The sequence below is a fragment of the Pseudomonas putida genome (assembly GCF_030159595.1).
GTDB classification, from domain to species: domain Bacteria; phylum Pseudomonadota; class Gammaproteobacteria; order Pseudomonadales; family Pseudomonadaceae; genus Aquipseudomonas; species Aquipseudomonas putida_AC.
Window position 1 is genome coordinate 61,969 of sequence record NZ_BSKJ01000016.1, and the last position, 18,541, is coordinate 80,509.

Consider the following 18,541-nt stretch of genomic DNA (forward strand, 5'->3'; position numbering starts at 1 on the left):
CCGCTTGTTTCAAGGATTTCAAATGCTTGATCTGGCTTCTAATGAACTTGTTATGCATATTTAACCACCAGATCAGTTAAGAATTGATTAATACCTTTCTTACTTTGGAATGCACTGACTACGATGTCGGTGTACAGGTCATTTGGTACTCGGAACCTGACCAATGTGTTGTTGGCTCTATTTGCTCTGAACATTTTCCCGCGACAGCTTGAGCTACAGGTGATTGCATCACAACGAAGATGATTGATTTTTGTATTGCAAACTTTGCACAGCCGTAGTTGCTCCATGAGATTTCCTCCATAGATATGAATAATTAATTGTTTGGTATTGGAACAGATGTTACTGCGGACAAAATAATGCCCCAGCACTGTGAGAGTGCAGGGGATTAGAAGAATAAGTGCCAGTCGTTATTGAGGGTAACAACCGGCTGATGACAACTTACATTTAAGGAAAGGAGAAACCTTATGCAGTTGCCTTGGAGCGAGGATGCCCGCTGAAATTAGATTTGATTGAGAAAGTCAGCGGAACCTCCACCTTAACAGCACCAAACACCAACCAAATGCTGAAACTGATTTTCTCAATCAATATGCGTATTATACACTTTTATCCAGAAAAAGTCTATACCGTTACATATGTTTTTACACTTTAAGTCAACTATTTTAGTTGCCATTAGTTTTATGCAATCTCACGGAACACCTTCCTCAACATATCAGCAACAACTTCAACAGGTACGCCATTACCGTATGTGTCGAATGTGATAGTGCGGGAGGCGTGACCCATTACAGCTTGAGCATGGAGTACGGAAACTCCTTTTTCCTGCATCAATGATGCCAGCGAATGACGTAATGAATGGAATACTAGGCCGCGCTCATATGTACCTGTAAGAGCGGCGGGGATACCTTGTTGATTCACCCACTCACCTGATGGTCTGTATCCAAACTGAGCAAGTTCCGTTACGCCCTCCGCCCGGCATGTTTCGACGTACCGCAAAAATGCAGCAAGATCGAATCCGTAAGCACCGTCAGTAAGTGGCACCAATCGCTTACTCTGTTTGTTCTTGATCGACTTCCCTTCCCCATTCTCATTGATGTGGATGGCTACGACTCCCGAGTCAAATACTACAACGTCACTCGTTGTTAGCTGACATATTTCCTTGAGTCGTCCACCAGTGATGATCCCTAGGCTGAGCAGCCATCGCTTCCATGATTCTTCTTGAAGGCCGTTCGCATACTCCATCAGCTTGCTCACCTGATGCTGTGAGAAAGCCTTACGGGTCGATTCGACCCCCTTTGTCAGCTTCAGCTTCTTGTCGTAGGTCTTGCTCAGATGACCATTCTCCACAGCCCATGCGAGCACAGCCGACATCTTCACAATCAACTTGTTTACCGTTGAGGGCATCCGTCCTTGGGCTAGTCGCCCCCTGAACGCTACAAGGTCTTCTCTTGAGTGGTTCCTGAAGTCCAATCCCTCCAGATGCTCACTGATCACCTTGTGACACAAAGTCGTTTCCTTCAGGGTTGAAGGTTTCTGCTCTCCAGCACGATCAGCCATGTACAACTGAGCGAGTGCATCAAAGGTCATCGGTGACTCTGCTGGCGCTGTGCTCATCACCTCTCTGTTCGGTGTTTCCACTGGGCTTGGGGGAACGGTGACGCTCCGGTACAAATCCCCCCAATGATGAAAGGGATGACTGTCATCAGCAGACACCACGGTGCGACTCACCAATGTCAGCAGATGCTCTCGTAGATCGTTCCACAAGGCTTCAGGCCGCTCAATGTGGAAGGTTTGGAGTGATGCTATGAGATGAGCGGAGGTGTCCATTGCCCGTCTCCGATCAGTGGTCTTCAGAGAGACAGACACCATCCTGCTCACGCTACCTGTCATACGAAGGCGCAGGTAGTAGACCCCGTGTCGCCGGTAGTGGTAGGGGCTGGCTAGTCGGCAATGTGGCCTCAAGGGCAACGTGCGGGTTGTAACAACACTTGTAACAGGGTGGCTCTGTAGGATGACGCTCATGATGGCTAACCCCTTGAATCTATTGGATTAACCCTTTCCCTCTTTGTCGTTCTGGATGTATTGCCGGGAGGATTTGAGGAAGTTGAAGCGCATTACCTTGTTGTGGGATTACATCCGCGGGGTGACGGAGGCAAATGCGCCGTTGCTGATGGGTGAAATTCGCGAGATGCGGTTTGCTTAGAAACTGTGGGGCTGTTTGAAGCCCCACTACCTCAATCTAAGCTTGACGACGCGAACTTAACCATACAAACCCTATCAACCGTAGACCCTATGCAAGGTCAGCGAGCATCGGCGAAGGGTTTGCGGGTTTATTAGGAGCCTTTCAAGTACCGCACGAGGGTATTTGAAGGATCGCTTTAACTGCTCATGCGACCAGCGATACCTGCCAATTCATCGTTAGTCAGACGCTGCTCTGCCCAACCTTGGGCGAAGCTTACGCTCTCGGACCTCGGCAACTTCTCCTCCGGCAGTTCTTTGATCCGGACCCTTGCGGGCAACGCCGCACCTTCGCCAACAAATAGTCCTTCCTGTTGGGCAAGCGTAGGAAGCGCCTTAATCATGCCGGCTAACCCATCCGGAAGGAACCGAGCGACATGTGCCTGGTCGGCGGCATTGCTAAGCCGGAGGACAAGCCATGTACCGCATTGAGATATGACCGTACTCTCAATATCCGCTGGTCTCTGACTAACCAACATTAATCCAATGCCATATTTACGCCCCTCCCTGGCTATGCGCCGAATTGCCGTCTGGGCCGCTGCGTATTCTGCCTCACCGCGATCAGGGACATATCTGTGGGCTTCCTCGCAGACCAAGAGTACAGGGTCTCTACGACGCTCTTCTACCGTCTGGTAGAGTTTGTACTGGAAAAGCAGCCGGGCAATTACAGCGGCGAGTGGTCCAGCCACTTCATTGGGGAGACCTGAAATATCAACTATGCGGAGATCTTGTTTATCGCCTGCGTCATTTGTTAAGCAACCTACAAATTGCGATATTATAATTTCAAGCTTTTCCTGCGGGTCCCACTCTCTCATCAGGAACTCAATGCGAGGATCGCGACAAAGCATACCGAGCTTGTCGATGATTGACTTAAATCCCTTACCAAAATCAGTTTCCGTTATTCTCTCAGTAACTTGAGCCTTGGTTGGCCGCGCAGCCTGAAGATAAATGATATGATTCAGTAACTCGCTCAAGAGAAAAGGACGCGGTTTATCTCTATCGAACTCAATAACCCGAGAGGGATTCACGCCTTGCTTCGGTCGTGGTGCATCTAAATCTAGTCCATCTTGAGGAATGGCCCAACCGTATGCAGTTGGGGCTGAGTCCACAAGGCCAGCGGCCACCATTCTTGCATGAGTAAGCGCTTTATAAATAATATTATTCTGGGAGGTTGCCTCGAACTCAGTCTTCCCTATAATCAAAAGTCTGAACTCTTCCGCGGACATTAGCCAGTAGGGCAGCCTGATAGGAGTTCCGGGCGTTTCATCCGTCCCGATAGGGTCATAAGCTCTGAAGACCCGTGCGCGATCAGAAAAGGCCCTACCATATTCACCATGCGGGTCAATCATGACTATCCGCGGAGTAAACTGCAGACCTTCTCTAGGAGAGTGATCCAAAATGCTATGGAGTAATGCAGAGACAGCTCCTGATTTTCCGGATCCAGTCGAGCCCAATACGGCGCAATGTAGCGAGAACATTTTGTCCACATTGGCGCGGCACACAGCAGCATCAGCACCTACATAGGTTGCGAATGCTACTAACGAGTCAACCCCATCAGGTCGTTGTCCTTCCGCAGATTGGTAAAGTATCGCTGCCTCATCACGGGTTAGGAGGTAAACGCTCTGCCGAGGTAGGGGATATGTGGATACACCGCGTGCAAATGATAGACGACTCTGTCCACTGCTCCACGCGCCCTCTGCAAAAAGCTGGATCTCCATAACACGCTGGTCAGCCTCTGCTGGGATAGGCGGCATGACCATGTCGGAAAGCTCCTCCGATTTCATCCTAAGCAATGTCACAAAACCGAACACCAAGCGGCGGCCGAAGTGAACCTTCACAATGCTTCCAATCTGGCCGATAGGATAGACTCGCCCATCGAAGCTCCTAGTTAACTCGGAGACATCCCCAGAAAGTTCGACTTTAACAGTAGACCCGGATACTTCTACTATAGTCCCGACTTTAAGATCTGATACCGCTTCAAAAGGAGTACTCATAGAAAACTCTCCGAGCCATCACGAAGCATTTTGGTAACACCAGAGAATGTCCACCAAGCCCTCTCAGAATTATCGACTGGCGTATGAATAGCGTCACTGCGACCAACGTAGAGTCCGTTCTGGGTAAGTATATAGAGTCGCGTCGACCAAGGTTTCGCGCGCCATCTAACCAAACACTCTGGAAGCCCATCCACCTCACGCACAAATGCCAAAAGGGTAGTTCTGCTGTCGACTCGACCCATACATATTTCTATTTCATCATTTATGTGGTCATCGCCAAAACTATACCCGCATATTGCGAGCACATTATCTTCACGACTAGACAGAGACTTTCTAAATAGATCAAATTGCGCCGCAAATGGATCTCGCTGCGTGGCTGCATATTTTGTTGCCTGAGGATGTATCAAGATTAGCCCATGGCGGTTTGGGTAAGTGTCAAAATCACGCACGCGCCAAACTTTCCCATCATCTCCCAGATGCCAATCAATAGAGCCATGAAGTTTTACAACGCATGCCCTAACAGCATTTTTAGGTTCATCATCACCAAAGCGATGAGTACGGAAGGCAATGGCACCTCCTGAAAATCCATCCCAGTAAGTAACATTAGCAAGAGCTAGAGCGTCTTCGATTAATGTGTCGTAATTTGTAGTAAACAGTCGTACTGCTTGCCTACGGTCATGTAGTCCTGCTTGCGACGTTTTAAAAAGTGCGTCGACAAAATCTTTGTGATCCCGTATTTCAACAAGTGGCGCAGTAGCATTCCCCACTTGCTCATTAGCGTCAGCTCGCGCTGGTACATAACCCCAGCGAATAGTCTCGGCAATCCATCCTAAAATCGCCTTATGAGCCAAGCTCATTTGATCAAGTGTGAAGTCGGTACTATTGATAGAAACGGTCTTTAATCTAGAGCGAGATGCCAGTGCACTGTAGTCACCCAGATGGCTGAGGATATGCTCAATATGAGCACCTTCTGGGATCTCATTGAATAACGCATCGAGAAGCTCCATGTGTTCTGTACCCTGAGCCAAGGCTCTGACTCTACCGGTTAGGGGGTACATCAGAGGAATTTTCGCCCCGAAGCTCACTCCCGCGCCTAAGAGCCAAGTCAAACAAGGCGAAGCCAAGTGCCGGTCAAGCTGTTCCAACCAATCGTTGTTGTTAGCGTTCATGAGCCTATCCATAGCGGATTCGTTCCGGTATGGCTATTTGCCACGAATCCCTCGGATTCCTCAAGAGGCCGATCTACGACGTTCGTCGAGCAGTCGTCTCGCTGTGCTGGAGATAGCTTGATCATGATCAGAGGTTAGAATCGTACAAGCGACGCCGTTGGCCGCTTCGCCCCCAATCCGCCAAGGGCCGCAGTGCGGCCCCGGTAGATAAATACTATGAAGCCCGTTTGGCCATCCCTCGTTCCATGTCATCAATCAATGCTTTCGCCATTTCACTGAGAATGCGCGCAGCACTGCCTGCAATCCGGTCATTCTCCATCTCTGCCTCAGTGGTGAGATGACGTATGCAGCCCAGCAGCACGGATAGCTGCGTGAAGGCATGATCGAAGGGGACGTTTGGCTGCAAGCGGAACAGGTCGAAGACCTCTACGCCCGCTGTCGAGGAATTTCTTGGCTCATCGCTCATTTCATTGCTCCTTGATGCGGGTGCTGGTGTGGTCCGTCAGAGCGTGGATTGCTCTACATAGCAGACGAATGTTCATGCCCATGGCGTCTTGCATCAGGCCAGGACCGTTAGCGACCAATACGGTAGTCGTGTGATTCACCGTCAGAATCAGGGCGCGGAGTAGCTGATCACATTCTTCGATGCTAGGAGGATCTAGAAATGAGAGATTGGGCGGATCGAGTTGCAGAAGATCTGAGGCGGGTGGATCGGGTACGAGCTTTTTCATGATGGCGCTCCCTTGAACGAACCAGGAACTGCCGCCCTCTTCGTCTCAAGGATTTGGGTGGCAGTCGTGCGCGGTTTGAGACCCGGGACACATGAATACCGGCCAGGCCGAAGCCTGCCCGCGCACGACCGCCATGAAGCGGTGCCAACACATGTAGTCCGGGGGTCTCAAGCCCGGTCGCCTGGAAAGGCGACCCAAGGACGTTATCTCAGGGGGGCTTCCCCGCCTATGTGGCGGCTTCTGACAGGCGTGTAGGATAATTCGCTAGGTGGGGTGAACTGAAGCATTTGGTTTCAGGTTCAGAAATGTCTTACAGGCGGATGGCCTTGGCGAGGGCTTCGCCCTCAATCGCAGACAAGCCAGCTCCTACACTGACCGCGCCGCATTGAAGCCATGTGCAGTAATTGTGGGAGCGGGTTCACCCGCGAAGCAGGCAACTCGGTGCATGGCACCGGCTTCGCCGGTGTTCGCGGGTGAACCCGCTCCCACAGGAGATGTGTGCTGGCCTGTGAGGCTGGGGTCAGTAAGACGCCACCACGATGGACACCCGCCGGTTCTCGGTACGCCCGGCGCTGGTGCGGTTGTCCGCCACCGGTTGGGTACTGCCCAACCCACGGCTCTGGATGCTCTGGGCCTGCATGCCCACCCCGACCAGCGCTTTGGCCACGCTTTGGGCACGGCGCTCGGACAGTTGCTGGTTATACGCCGCCTTGCCCGACGAATCGGCATGCCCGTCCACCCGCACGCCCTGGATGCCAACGCCCAGCAGCGCCTTGCCGATGCGCTCGACAATCGCCTGGCTCTGGCCGTTGAGGCTGTCCAGGTCGCTGCCGAACAGCACTTTGCCGGACAGGTCGTAAGCCCAGCCTTCATCGGTGGGGGTAAAGCCTTCGCGCTTGAGCACGGCAATCTGTTCAGGGGTAAGGCCCTTGGGTGGTGCGCTCTGGCAACCGGTCAGCGCCAGCACGGCGAGCAACAAGGCCCAAAGGGGAAAACGTAAAGCGTGCATCACGGGTTCAGCTCCTGTTCTTTATTTCACTGGCGGACCGTTCCGTCTGCGCCACTTGCCAATGGCCACGGCGTTTACGCTTGGCCTCGTACATCGCCGCATCGGCGGCATTGAGAAGACTGGCGGGGTCAGCGCCGTCATCCGGGTAATAGGCAATGCCGACACTCAGTGAGGTGGCAATGCTGCGGCCGCTGTCCAGCTGCACCGGCAGCTTCATGCTGGCCACGATTTTTTCGGCAATGTGCTCGGCGTCCTTGCGCGACTGCAAAGGTGTCAGCAGCACGGCGAACTCATCACCACCCAGGCGTGCCACCAGGTCATGCTCGCGCAGCTGGGCGCGCACGCGATCGGCCACGCTGATCAGCACTTCGTCGCCCACGGCATGGCCGAGGGTGTCGTTGATCTGCTTGAAGTGGTCGCTGTCGAGGAACAGCAGCGCCAGGTGGTCCTGCTGCCGTTCGGCATTGCGCACGCTGCGGTTCAGGCGCCCCTCGAAGAAAGCGCGGTTGGGCAGGCCCGTCAGGCTGTCGTGGCTGGCCTGGTGGGCCAAGGTCTGGTTTTCGTTCTGCAGGTGGCTGTGCCACACCTCCAGTTCGTCCAACAGGGCATTAAAGTCGTTGCCCAGCTCGTTGAGCTCGGCAATCGGCGCCTCCGGCACGCGCCGGTCGAAGCTGCGCTCGCGGCGGGCGGCGTGGGCGACACTGGCCAGGCCACGCAGCGGGCGGGTGATATTGCTCAGCAGGCGCCGCGACAGATACTGGGCAGCCAAGGCGCTGAGTATCGTGCAGAACAGGATTCCTGCCAGACCGCTGAGCAGGAACAGCAACAGGCTACGGCCCTGGCCGACCAGTTCGGTGTGCCCGACTTTTTGCTGCTGGTGCATGATCGGCAGGTTGACCGGCTCATCCAGCAAGGCAGTGGCCACCTGCACTTCGAGCTTGCCGAGCATGCCCGTATCACCGCGTTGCCAGTGCGCCAGTAGCTCGCCTTCGTTGTTGAAGACCTTGGCCTCGGCCACCTCCTCGTGACTGGCGATCAGCGCCAGCGATTCGTTGGTGGCTGCGCTGTCATCGAACACCACGGCCGCTTCCACGGTGTAGTTGATCGAGCGGGCGATCAGGTGCAAGTTGTGGTTGGCGTAGACGCGCAGGGCGAGCACGCCCAGCAGGGTCAGGGAAATACCGGCCAGGCCCACAGCGAGCAAGGCAACGCTGAGGTGGCCACGGCCCAGCACCGAGCGCAGGGTCGGGCGCACGCCCTGCTTGCGGGTCGGTTTCATGGCTGCACCGCCCGGCGCCGCGACAATTGCAGCACGCTGGGGTGAATGCGCACGCCGGAGCGCGCCACCGAGTCGAGGTTGACTTCAAAGGCCACCTGCTGGTCACTGACCCGCAGGCAGAACAGGCTGCCGACCGTGCACGGGTCATCCGCTTCGCTGATGCTCAGTACCGGGTGGCCGCTGATGCGCTCGAACAGTTTGTCGCGCTGGCCCTGGTCAAGCTTGCCGATGTAGATGGCATCGCAGGCCTGGGCGACCTGGGTATCCTCTGCCAGCAGCCGCCGCACCTGCAGCGGGCGGCCGGACTCCTGTAGATGGCCTTTGATCAAGTCATCGGCATACTCGGTCGGGCCGACCAGGCACAAGCGCAAGGGGGAGGGTTCGACGGGCCAGCGGGCGTAACTGAAGATGCCGAGTACCACCTGGGTGACCGCCTTGGCGCGTTGCTGAGCCTGGGCGGCGGTTGTGGCAGTTTCTGCCTGGGCGGGGCCTGCAGAAAGGAACAGGACGGCCAGCAATAGCGAAAGCGCACAGCTTGTCACTCGCCTTGCGGCCACGTTCATGTGGAAAATCTCTTAAATCCTTTCCGATATCGGCGCAACGATAGCACATGGCCGCATTGTTGTATGAGCACACGGCCATGTGCCTTGGGCTTGATGGACCTAGACCTGCTCCAGCATCAACCCGGAAATACGCCGTACCTTGCGCGCCACCGCTTCTTCGAAAATGCCCTGCCGTGGCTCGACCAGGCTGAAGCAGTGCTTGGCGCGGGTAATACCGGTATACACCAGCTCCTTGGTCAGCACCGGGTTGAGCGCATCCGGCAGCACCAGCGCCGTGTGGCTGAACTCCGAGCCCTGGGACTTGTGCACGGTCATGGCGAACACCGTTTCCACTTCGTTAAGCCGGCTGGGCAGGACGAAGCGCACGCCATCACTGCCGTCGTTACGCGGGAAGGCCACGCGCAGCAGCGGCTCACCCTGCTCATCCGGCAGGCTCAGGGCAATGCCGATGTCACCGTTCATCAGGCCCAGACCGTAGTCGTTGCGGGTCACCAGCACCGGGCGCCCTTCGTACCAGGGCTGCTGGCTGTCGATCAGCCCGGCATTGTGCAACACCCGCGCCACCCGCTCGTTGAGGCCTTCGACACCCCAGGCACCCCGGCGTACCGCACACAGCAACTGGAAGTGCTCGAAGCTGTGCAGCACCTTGCCCGCCCATTGCTCCCACGCGGGGTCGTCAAATGCGGTTTCGAGTGCTGGCCGATAGCGGCCAAGGGTGCGAAGGTAGCTGCGATAGCCCTGCGGGCCATCGGCGCCGCGGTTCAGGCCATCGAGCAGCAGACGGTCGAATGCACGATCCTGCTCGTGCTTGAGCGCCAGGCTGTGTACGTCGTCAGGTGGCGTGGCCAGCAGGTTGCGTGCCGCGTAAGCGTCCTGGCGGTTGACCAGCCTGGCCAGCTGGCCAATGCCGCTGCCTTCGCCGAAGCGTCGTGAGAAACGCAGCATCACCACCTGTTGGGCCAGCGGGTTGCGCTGCTCATCGCCGGCCTCGAGGCCGCTGCCGGCCAGCGACTCGCCGCTGACCTGTTCCAGCCACGCGGCAGTCGCCGGCGAGTAATAGCCCTCTTCGGCATCCCGGCACAAGTCCCCCAGCACCGAGCCAGCCTCGACCGATGCCAACTGGTCCTTGTCCCCCAGCAGCACCAGCCGTGCGCGTGGCGGCAAGGCATCGAGCAAGTTGGCCATCATTTCCAGGTCGATCATCGACGCTTCGTCGACCACCAGCACGTCCAGCGGCAACGGGTTGCCAGCATGGTGGCGAAAGTGCCGCGACCCTGGGCGGCTACCGAGCAGACGGTGCACGGTGCTGACGTCAGTGGGGATTTGCCTGCGTACTTCGGCGCTGACTTGCAGGCGCTCAACTTGCTGGCCAATGGATTCGGTCAGGCGCGCAGCGGCCTTGCCGGTCGGAGCGGCCAAGCGTATGCGCAGGGGCCTGCCCTGTTCCACCGCTGGCCCCTGCAGCAAGGCCAGCAGACGCACGACTGTCGTGGTTTTACCCGTGCCGGGTCCGCCCGTGATGATACTGAAACCGGCGCGGGTGGCCAGCGCACAGGCAAGCTTCTGCCAGTCCACCTGACCCGCTGGCGCGCCACCCTCGAACAGCTGCGCAAGGCGATCTGGCAGGTCGTTCAGCGGCGCTTCGGCCTGGCTCAGCCGCTGGCGCAGGGTATGGTCGATGCGCCGCTCGTAGGTCCAGTAACGGCGCAGGTAAAGGCGCTCGCCGCTGAGCACGAGTGGCCGCGCTTGCTGGCCCGGGCTATCGCCAGCAGCCACCAGCGAGCTGGCTGCGATGCGTTGGCGCCAGGCATTCAAGTCGAGGTTGGCCAGCAGTTGCGAGGGTAGCAGCAAGGGGCCGGTCAGGGCGTCGCCCTCCGGAGGCAGCGACAGGGCAAAGTCGGGCTCGGTCAGGGTTTGCTGCAGGTCGAGGCACACATGGCCATGGCCCAGTTGGTGGCTGGCCAACGCTGCCGCCAGCAACAGCAAGGGATCACTGCCAGGGGCGCGCTCTTCAAGGAACGACACAAATGCACGGTCCAGGGCACGCAGCCAGCCCCGCTCTACCCAACGGTCAAGCAGTTGCAGCAGGTCACCACTGTCATGCTGCGGCGCCAATGCCAGCAGGTGCTCGGCGTGCAGAGGGGTGGGCAACAGGTCGACGAGGCTTCGGCTCATGGTGCTACTCCGACAAACAGATCCTGCTGTGCGGGCGCGCGCTCACCACGGAACAGCGCATCCAGGCTTTCAATCAGCTCACGCGGTGGTTTGACGTGGTACACGCCGTGGCCGCTGCTGCTGGCGCCTCGCAGGAAGATGAACAGGGCGCCGCCGACATGGCGGTCGTAATCGTAATCCGGCAGGCGGGCGCGCAGCTGGCGGTGCAGGGCCAGCAAGTACAGCACATACTGCAGGTCGTAGCGGTGCTCGATAATGGACTTTTCCATGGCCATTGCGTCGTAGGCCTGGATGTCCGGGCCCAGCCAGTTGGACTTGTAGTCGGTCACGTAGTAACGCCCGTCCAGCTCGAACGCCAGGTCGATGAAGCCTTTGAACATACCGTTGAGCACGGTTGGCTGTGCCGCCGGGCGTGCCAGGCCGGGGTGGGTATGGCGTGCCACCAGGCGGTCGAGTTGTTCGGCGTCGACCTGGTGGCTGGCGAACCAGAACTCCATTTCGATCTGGTAATGGCGCAACGTTCCGAGCGTTACGCTCAGGTCGTTGCCCGGCAAGGGCAGCGGCTCGCCCAGCAAGCGTTGTAGCCACTGGGTGAGGGTGGGAATCCAGCCGGTCCAGTCGCGGCGGTTGCAGCGCTGACCAACGGTCCGCTCGATCAGTTGAGGATTGCCGGTGACCTGGCTGAAGCCCTCGCGGCCCGCCCATTCCAGTAGGCCATGGAGGAAGGTGCCCGGGTTCGGCCCGCGTGGGAATCGGTGGATATCGCCGCTATCGGCCGGGACCTCACGCAGTACCTGGGCATCGGCCTCTTCGTCATCCAGCAGTTGCTGGGCCTGCGAGCTGTCGGCAACGAGTGTCTGATCGCCGACGCGCAGGGCGCTGTACGAAGCGATCCACCAGTGTTCCGCTGCCGCGCGACGAGGCTTGCGTGCGGGCAGCAGCTCACGTTCGGCATGCGGCGCGCGATACAGCTGTTCATCCGCTTGCGGCAGGCCCGGGCAGGCAATGTGCGGGCATGTCGCAACCAACGCCTGCAACCAGTCCGTAAGCTGCTCCGAGCCTGCCAAGGAAAGGCCACCCCCCAACAGGTAGCCAAATGCCGAGCGGTGCAGCTGCGAGCTCTTCTGATTGCCACGCTTGAGGTCAGCGACACCCAGCCAGCAAGCATGCTGGGCGCGGGTCAGGGCTACATAGAGCAGGCGCAGGTCTTCGGCCAGGCGCTCGTCATCGGCGCGCTCGATCTGCTCCTGGTCCGGCGTGAGTGTGAGGTGGGCATTACCTTCGCTGTCATGCCAGGCCAGTGGCAGGCGGCTGCCGTCCACCGGTTTGCTGGTGCAGATGAACGGCAGGTAGACCAAGGGGTATTCCAGGCCCTTGGACTTGTGGATCGTCACCACCTTGACCAGTTGCTCGTCGCTCTCCAGGCGCAGGATCTGCTCTTCGCCGGCCTGCCCGGAGCTGGCCAGGTGTTCGGCCAGATGGCGGATCAACGCCTGTTCACCGTCCAGCTCACCAGCGGCCTGTTGCAACAGCTCGGCCATGTGCAACAGGTTGGTCAGCACACGCTCGCCATCACTGCGGCGGATGAGCGTGCGCGGCAGCTCAAAGTCATGCAGCAGGTGCCTTAGCATGGGCAATACGCCCTGGCGTTGCCAGGTGTCGCGGTAATGGCGGAAACGCATGACCCAGCCTTCCCAGACCCGCTCGTCCTGGTTCAGCCGGTCCAGCGCAGGCAGCGACAGGCCCAACGTAAGGCTGGCCAGTGCGGCCTTGAGTAGGCGCTCCGAGTCAGGCTCGGCGCAGGCCTTGAGCCAGGCGAGCAGGTCGTGGGCTTCCTGAGCGGCAAACACCGAATCCTTGTCGGAGAGGTACACGCTGCGCACGTCACGCGCGGCCAGCTCGGCGCGGACCATCTGCGCCTCATGTCCGTCACGCACAAGGATGGCGATGTCCGAGGGCAGGCACGGGCGCAGCTCGCCCTCGCCGTTCCGGAAACCCGCCGTGCCCTGCTGACCGCCGTTGAGCAAAGCGACGATATGGCTGGAGCAGCTGGCTGCCAGCCGCTGGCGGTAGACGCTGCTGGAAACCGGCTCTTCGCTTTCCAGCTGCCAGCACTGCAGGGCTGCACTGGCTTCACCGTCAATCAGCAGCTGTTCGCCACGGCCCTTGGCCCGCACCTCGATGAACGGCAACGGGTTGTCATCGGCCTCGCGGAACAGGAATGCACCCCGCCCCATTTCACGCGCCTCGGCCTGCAGAAACACCTGGTTGACCGCCGCGACCATGGCTTTGCTGGAGCGGTAGTTGGTGTCCAGGCTGTGCAGGCGGCCACTGGTGGCGCGCCGCGCGGCAAGGTAGGTGTAAATGTCGGCCCCGCGGAAGGCGTAGATCGCCTGCTTGGGGTCGCCGATCATGAACAGGCCGGTTTCCGCGCGGTTTTCGCTGATCTGGTAGATGCGCTCGAAAATGCCGTACTGGACCGGGTCAGTGTCCTGGAATTCGTCGATCAGCGCTACCGGGAACTGCTCGCGGATCAGGCTGGCCAGGCGCTCGCCAGCCTCGCTGGCCAAGGCGTGCCGCAGGCGCACGAGCATGTCGTCGAAGCCCATTTCCGCTCGCCGGCGCTTCTCCACTTCGAACCGTGCCGATACCCAGCTGGCAGCATGCTCAAGCAACGGCGCATCCGGGTTGTCCAGGGCCTGCAATTGCTGCTGCAGTGTCTGCATGGCGTCGAGGGCCGGGTGCTCGGGCGGCTCGCCCTTCCAGGCTTCAGCCATGCCCGCCGGAGTGAGGCGGGTGAAGCCGGTCCCCAGGTCGAGCTCCACCAATTGCTCATCGGCAGCCCAGGCGCAAAGTTTGTCGAACCAAGGTTCGAAGTAACGGGCCTGCATCTTGCGGCCGTCGACCTGCTTGGCGGCCAGTGCATCGCGGCAGATTTGCCGCAGCTCCTCGGCCCACTTCGCCCACGGCGCCTTGAGGCGGGCCAGCTGTTGGTCACGTTGCTGCAGCGACGCCTGGATCAATGCAGCGGGCTCCGCCCCGTCGTGCTGAGCGCGTACGCGGCCAAACAGCGGTCGAATGCGCGGCAGCAAAGCATCGGGGCTCCCCCAATTGCCGCGTACCCAAGCCAGTGCATTACCTTGCATGCCATAACAGAAGCGCCGCCAGTAATCGCGCATCACCTGGCCCAGCAACTCGCTGTGGTCGGTTTCCAGGGTCTGGGTGAACAGGCTGCCGCTGTCGAAGGCATGCTCACGCAACATGCGCTGGCACCAGCCATGGATGGTCGATACCGCTGCTTCGTCCATCCATTGCACGGCAATTTCCAGACGCCCGGCACAACGCGGCCAGGCCTCTTTCGGATAATCATCACGCAGTTGATGCAACAACGGGTCGGCGCCTTCCAGTTCACCACGGAAGAACCGTGCGGCCTCAGCCAGGCGGGCGCGGATGCGCTCGCGCAGCTCTTTGGTTGCAGCGTCGGTGAAGGTCACCACGAGAATCTGCGGTGGTAGCAGCTCGCGGCCGAAACCCTGTTCGCCACCGTGCCCGAGGATCAGGCGCAGATACAGCGCCGAAATGGTGAAGGTCTTGCCCGTGCCGGCGCTGGCCTCGATCAGCTGGCTGCCGTGCAGGGGGAAACTCAGTGCCAGGGGACGGTCCTGGGTCATACGCCTTTCTCCGGGTTGCCCAAGGTCTGCCAGGGGGCGGTGAACAAGGGGCGGTACAAGGTTTCGCACCAGCCTTCAAAGGTTTCGTCAGCGGTGAGTGCGGCAAAGTCGCGGAACTGGCGGGCCAAGGCAATGCTTTCACCACGCTCGCCAAAGCTGGTGCGCTCGTCGCCTTCGTAGGCGCGGGCTGCTGCGGCCAAGGCTTTTTCGGCATCGTCCTGGGCCAGCCAGGCGAATGCGGTCTTGGCTGCAACCGGTAGCGGCGCGTTCATCGCCGCCTGACGGGCCACCAGCAAGTCGCCCAACATCTGCGTGGCCTGCTCCTGCGGCAGCGGTGCAAGTAACAGGGTCAAGTCACTGGCTACCAGTGCGCTGTTATAGGGGTAGCCCGCAGCACAGGCTGCCAGGTGCGTGACCCAAGGGGCTATCAGGCGGTGCCACTTGAGGTTGTTGCGCCCGGCACTGATGGTGTTCGGTACGGTGGTGATGCTGAGCAGGCTCTGGTCATCCGCCTGGAACACACGGCCCAGCCAGCCTTCGAGCCGGTGTTGGCCGTGCTCGAAATGTACCGGCAAAGCGCCCTCGACCAGCTGTGGCCAGCGTTCCAGCAACTGCTGGTGACGTTGCAGCAGGTCAGGTAGTGGCTCAATCAACTCGCTTTGCAGTAGCTCGCCGAAGCCGGCCAGCGGCAACAAACCGCAGGCTTGCAGGCGCCGGGCTTGGGCCTGCAAGGCCTGTTCGGCGTTGCTCGGCTCGGCCAGGGCGGCGCCGAGCAGGCTTTCACTGGCGCCGTAGCGTTGCAAGGTATCGAGGACGAAGGGCTCTTCGTCCGGGGTCGGCGCCTCCAGCGCTTCGAAGTACACCTTCAGCCGCTGACTGAAAAAATGCCGCACCGGGTGGCGCAGGAAGTCGTTCAACTGGGTCAGGCTCAAGGCTTCATCGTCGTGGTAAGGCGGTAGGGTGGAGTCGCCCTGCTCGTCTTTCTCGCCCTGCTGGTGCAGCACCTGCCATTCGTGGGCAAAGCTGAACAGCGGGCTGCCCTTCTGGAAATAACGCGGGCTGAATGGCTGCAGCGGGTGCTCCTGTGTCAGGGCATGTAGCAGCTGCTCGCCCGGCTGTGCTGGCTGCCCTTGCTCTGTGCCGGCCAGATGCCAGCCCGCAGCGAGGTGATCGCGCAACTGGCCGATCAGTACCGAGGCCGGGCGCTCGCTGTTGTCGCGGATACTGCGCCCGACCCAGCTGACATACAGCTGATCACGTGCCGATAACAGCGCTTCAAGCAACAGGTAGCGGTCATCCTCGCGGCGCGAGCGGTCACCTGGGCGGTAGTCGCTGGCCATCAGGTCAAAGTCCAGCGGTTGCTGGGCGCGGGGATAGTCGCCATCGTTCATGCCCAGCAGGCAGACCACGCGGAACGGGATGGCACGCATGGGCATGAGGGTGCAGAAGTTCACCGAACCCGCGAGGAAGCGTTGCGACAGCTTGCCTTGATCGAGGCCCGACAGCCAGGCTTCACGCACGACGGTCAGTGGCAGCGGGTCTTGCAGGCCGACAGCCTCACACACTTCAAGCCAGCTGTCGCGCAGGTCCTGCAACTGCATCAGCAACAGTTCATCACGCTCGCCTTCGGCGAGGAAGAACACCTGCAACAAGGCATGCAGGCGCTCACCCCACTGGCTGACGGTAGCAGGCTCGGACAGGGCCTGACACGCCACTTCGAGTGCATCGAGCAGCGCGGCCAGCGGGCCGATCAGTGCCGCATCCAGGCCACCAATTTCATCGTAGGGCTCAATGCCATCACACGCGTCACCCACACCCACCGCGTAACCCAGCAGCATGCGCCGCAAACCGAAACGCCAGCTGTTCTGTTCAAGCCCTGCGGGCAAGCCCAGGCTGGCTCGCTGCTCCGCATTGAGCCCCCAGCGGATGCCGGCGCCCTCGATCCAACGGTGAAGCGTGGGCAGGTCGTTTTCGCGGATGCCGAAGCGGGCGCGGACTGCCGGAACGTCTAACAGGTCGAGCACTTCGCTGACCGCGAAGCGGCTATCCGGCAACTTGAGCAGGTGTTCGAGGGCAATCAACAAAGGCTCGCGACCACGCTGGCCCTGGTCGGTGAGGGTGAAGGGGATATAGCGTGGATCACTGCGCTGCAACTGGCCGAACACGGCGCGGATATGCGGCGCGTAAGTGTCGATGGCCGGCAGCATGACGATCACGTCACGCGGGCGTAGCGTAGGGTCGGCGCTGAAGCGGGCCAGCAACTGATCGTGCAGTATTTCTACTTCGCGTTGCGGGCTGTGGGCAATGTGGAAACGAATCGAGCGGTCTTTTGCCGTATCGACTGGCGACCATAGCTCGCGGCTTTCCGCGAGTGGGCGCAACTCAAGGATGTCGTCTTGCAACTGGTTAAGCAGCGTGGTGGGCGACCCGTCACTGAACAGGTCGATGCGACCATCGCTGAATACACCCTGATAGCTGCCGGGATCGTCATAGCTGTCGAGCAGGTTGATATAGTCGCGGCCTTGCTTGCCCCAAGCTGCCAGCAACGGGTGAGCATGTTGATGCAATGACTGGTCGTCCAGTTGCAGGGGCATGCCCTGCTTGCGTTGCTGGCGCTTGTACTGGTGGCGCAGCAAGTCCTTGTCGGCGACTATATCGGCCCAGTGGTGGCGGCAGGGGTTGTGTACGCACAGCAATACCTGACTGAAGCGCGCCAACCCAGCCAGTGCTTCCAAGGCCTGGGCTGGTAGCGAGGAAATGCCGAATACGATTACGCGTGGCGGCAGCCCGGCAGGCGCCTGTTCCAGGCTGTTGATGCGCTCGATGAAGCGTTGATGTACACCGGCGCGGCTCTGCGCCATGCCTTGCTCACCCACATCCTCCAGCAATGCTCGCCACAACTCGGCTTGCCAGCGGTTGCCTGGTGGCAGCGCTTTGCGCTCGCCACGCGCGGTGTTGAGGATGTGCTCGCCAGCGGCCCAGTCTTTGAGCCAGTCGGCGCGGTAGACTTGGTACTGGTCGAACAGGTCGGCCAGTCGCTCTGCCAGCTGGTAGCGCTTACGCAAGTCACTGTCGTCAGTGAGGAAACGCCGCAGCGGTTCGAAATGCGGGCGCTCGACCAAGGCGGGTAGCAGGCGCATCAGGCGCCAAGTCAGCGGGGCCTTGTCGAGCAGGGACACTTCAGGAATTTCGTCGCGGCCCAGCACGCTGCGGTACAGCTGCCACATGAAGCTGCCAGGCAGCTGCACATCGATTGCGGCAGCGATACCACACCCCCCCTGGTCATCTTCCAGCGGGTCTTCGGCCAAGGCTAGCTTGAGCCATTGAGCGATGCCATTGCTTTGCACCAGGGCAATTTCGTTTTCCAACGGCGCCAAGGGGTAGCGGCGCATCCAGCTCACCACAAGGCTGCGCAAGTCGTCGAGGCGGTTGCCGTGGACGATCATGAAGCCGGGATGGAGATGGGAAGTGGTGAGCATCGGGAGGTCTCTGGCAGGCACTGATGGCTGAGGGTGGAACGATATCACGCGAACAGGCAAGGGCAGAATGCCATCAGGCTGCGGGAGCGGCGATCCGACTTACACGCGAAGCGGGCGATGCGGTGGATGGATGGCACCGGCTTGGCCGGTGCTCGCGGCTGAAGCCACTCCTACAGGGATTGCGTGAATCCGGCGGATCTTTTTCGGCCCACAAAGACAAAACCCCTACCTGCATGCGC

At 59.5% G+C, this 18,541-nt stretch carries 11 protein-coding genes and 1 pseudogene; 1 reads left to right on the forward strand and 11 read right to left on the reverse strand.

Going from position 1 to position 18,541, the window contains the following annotated elements:
• Nucleotides 1-675 precede the first annotated feature (675 nt).
• Complete coding sequence (locus QQL85_RS25640) at nucleotides 676-1,821, reverse strand: tyrosine-type recombinase/integrase (RefSeq protein ID WP_284357142.1); 1,146 nt, start codon at nucleotides 1,819-1,821, stop codon at nucleotides 676-678.
• A 244-nt stretch (nucleotides 1,822-2,065) separates the two neighbouring features.
• Between QQL85_RS25640 and QQL85_RS25645 the strand changes: the two are divergent.
• Nucleotides 2,066-2,197 (forward strand): annotated as a pseudogene (locus QQL85_RS25645) (LysR family transcriptional regulator); the annotation flags it as partial.
• Between the two features lie 175 nt (nucleotides 2,198-2,372).
• On the opposite strand, the gene QQL85_RS25650 reads toward QQL85_RS25645, so the two are convergent.
• The 10 genes from QQL85_RS25650 to recC form a co-directional block, all read right to left on the reverse strand.
• Complete coding sequence (locus QQL85_RS25650) at nucleotides 2,373-4,226, reverse strand: ATP-binding protein (protein WP_284357141.1); 1,854 nt, start codon at nucleotides 4,224-4,226, stop codon at nucleotides 2,373-2,375.
• Nucleotides 4,223-5,395: an SIR2 family protein gene (locus QQL85_RS25655; protein WP_284357140.1), complete on the reverse strand. Its 1,173-nt coding sequence runs from the start codon at nucleotides 5,393-5,395 to the stop codon at nucleotides 4,223-4,225. The genes QQL85_RS25650 and QQL85_RS25655 overlap by 4 nt, the downstream gene beginning before the upstream one ends.
• A 214-nt stretch (nucleotides 5,396-5,609) precedes the next feature.
• Complete coding sequence (locus QQL85_RS25660) at nucleotides 5,610-5,861, reverse strand: DUF3077 domain-containing protein (RefSeq protein ID WP_284357139.1); 252 nt, start codon at nucleotides 5,859-5,861, stop codon at nucleotides 5,610-5,612.
• A gap of 1 nt (nucleotide 5,862) precedes the next feature.
• Complete coding sequence (locus tag QQL85_RS25665) at nucleotides 5,863-6,126, reverse strand: hypothetical protein (RefSeq protein ID WP_284357138.1); 264 nt, start codon at nucleotides 6,124-6,126, stop codon at nucleotides 5,863-5,865.
• Between the two features lie 520 nt (nucleotides 6,127-6,646).
• Nucleotides 6,647-7,138 carry an OmpA family protein gene (locus QQL85_RS25670; protein ID WP_284357137.1) on the reverse strand — a complete coding sequence of 164 codons (492 nt, stop codon included), beginning with the start codon at nucleotides 7,136-7,138 and terminating at the stop codon, nucleotides 6,647-6,649.
• Nucleotides 7,139-7,142: 4 nt separating this feature from the next.
• Entirely contained in the window at nucleotides 7,143-8,414 is a 1,272-nt protein-coding gene (locus QQL85_RS25675; RefSeq protein ID WP_284357136.1) for a diguanylate cyclase domain-containing protein, read from the reverse strand.
• The gene (locus tag QQL85_RS25680; RefSeq protein ID WP_284357135.1) at nucleotides 8,411-8,977 is read right to left on the reverse strand and encodes a YfiR family protein; all 567 of its coding nucleotides are present in this window, start codon (nucleotides 8,975-8,977) and stop codon (nucleotides 8,411-8,413) included. The genes QQL85_RS25675 and QQL85_RS25680 overlap by 4 nt, the downstream gene beginning before the upstream one ends.
• Before the next feature lie 99 nt (nucleotides 8,978-9,076).
• Complete coding sequence (gene recD / locus QQL85_RS25685; RefSeq protein ID WP_284357134.1) at nucleotides 9,077-11,152, reverse strand: exodeoxyribonuclease V subunit alpha; 2,076 nt, start codon at nucleotides 11,150-11,152, stop codon at nucleotides 9,077-9,079.
• The gene (gene recB / locus QQL85_RS25690) at nucleotides 11,149-14,823 is read right to left on the reverse strand and encodes an exodeoxyribonuclease V subunit beta (protein WP_284357133.1); all 3,675 of its coding nucleotides are present in this window, start codon (nucleotides 14,821-14,823) and stop codon (nucleotides 11,149-11,151) included. Before recB ends, recD begins: the two co-directional genes overlap by 4 nt.
• The gene (recC, locus tag QQL85_RS25695) at nucleotides 14,820-18,302 is read right to left on the reverse strand and encodes an exodeoxyribonuclease V subunit gamma (protein ID WP_284357132.1); all 3,483 of its coding nucleotides are present in this window, start codon (nucleotides 18,300-18,302) and stop codon (nucleotides 14,820-14,822) included. The genes recB and recC overlap by 4 nt, the downstream gene beginning before the upstream one ends.
• Nucleotides 18,303-18,541 lie beyond the last annotated feature (239 nt).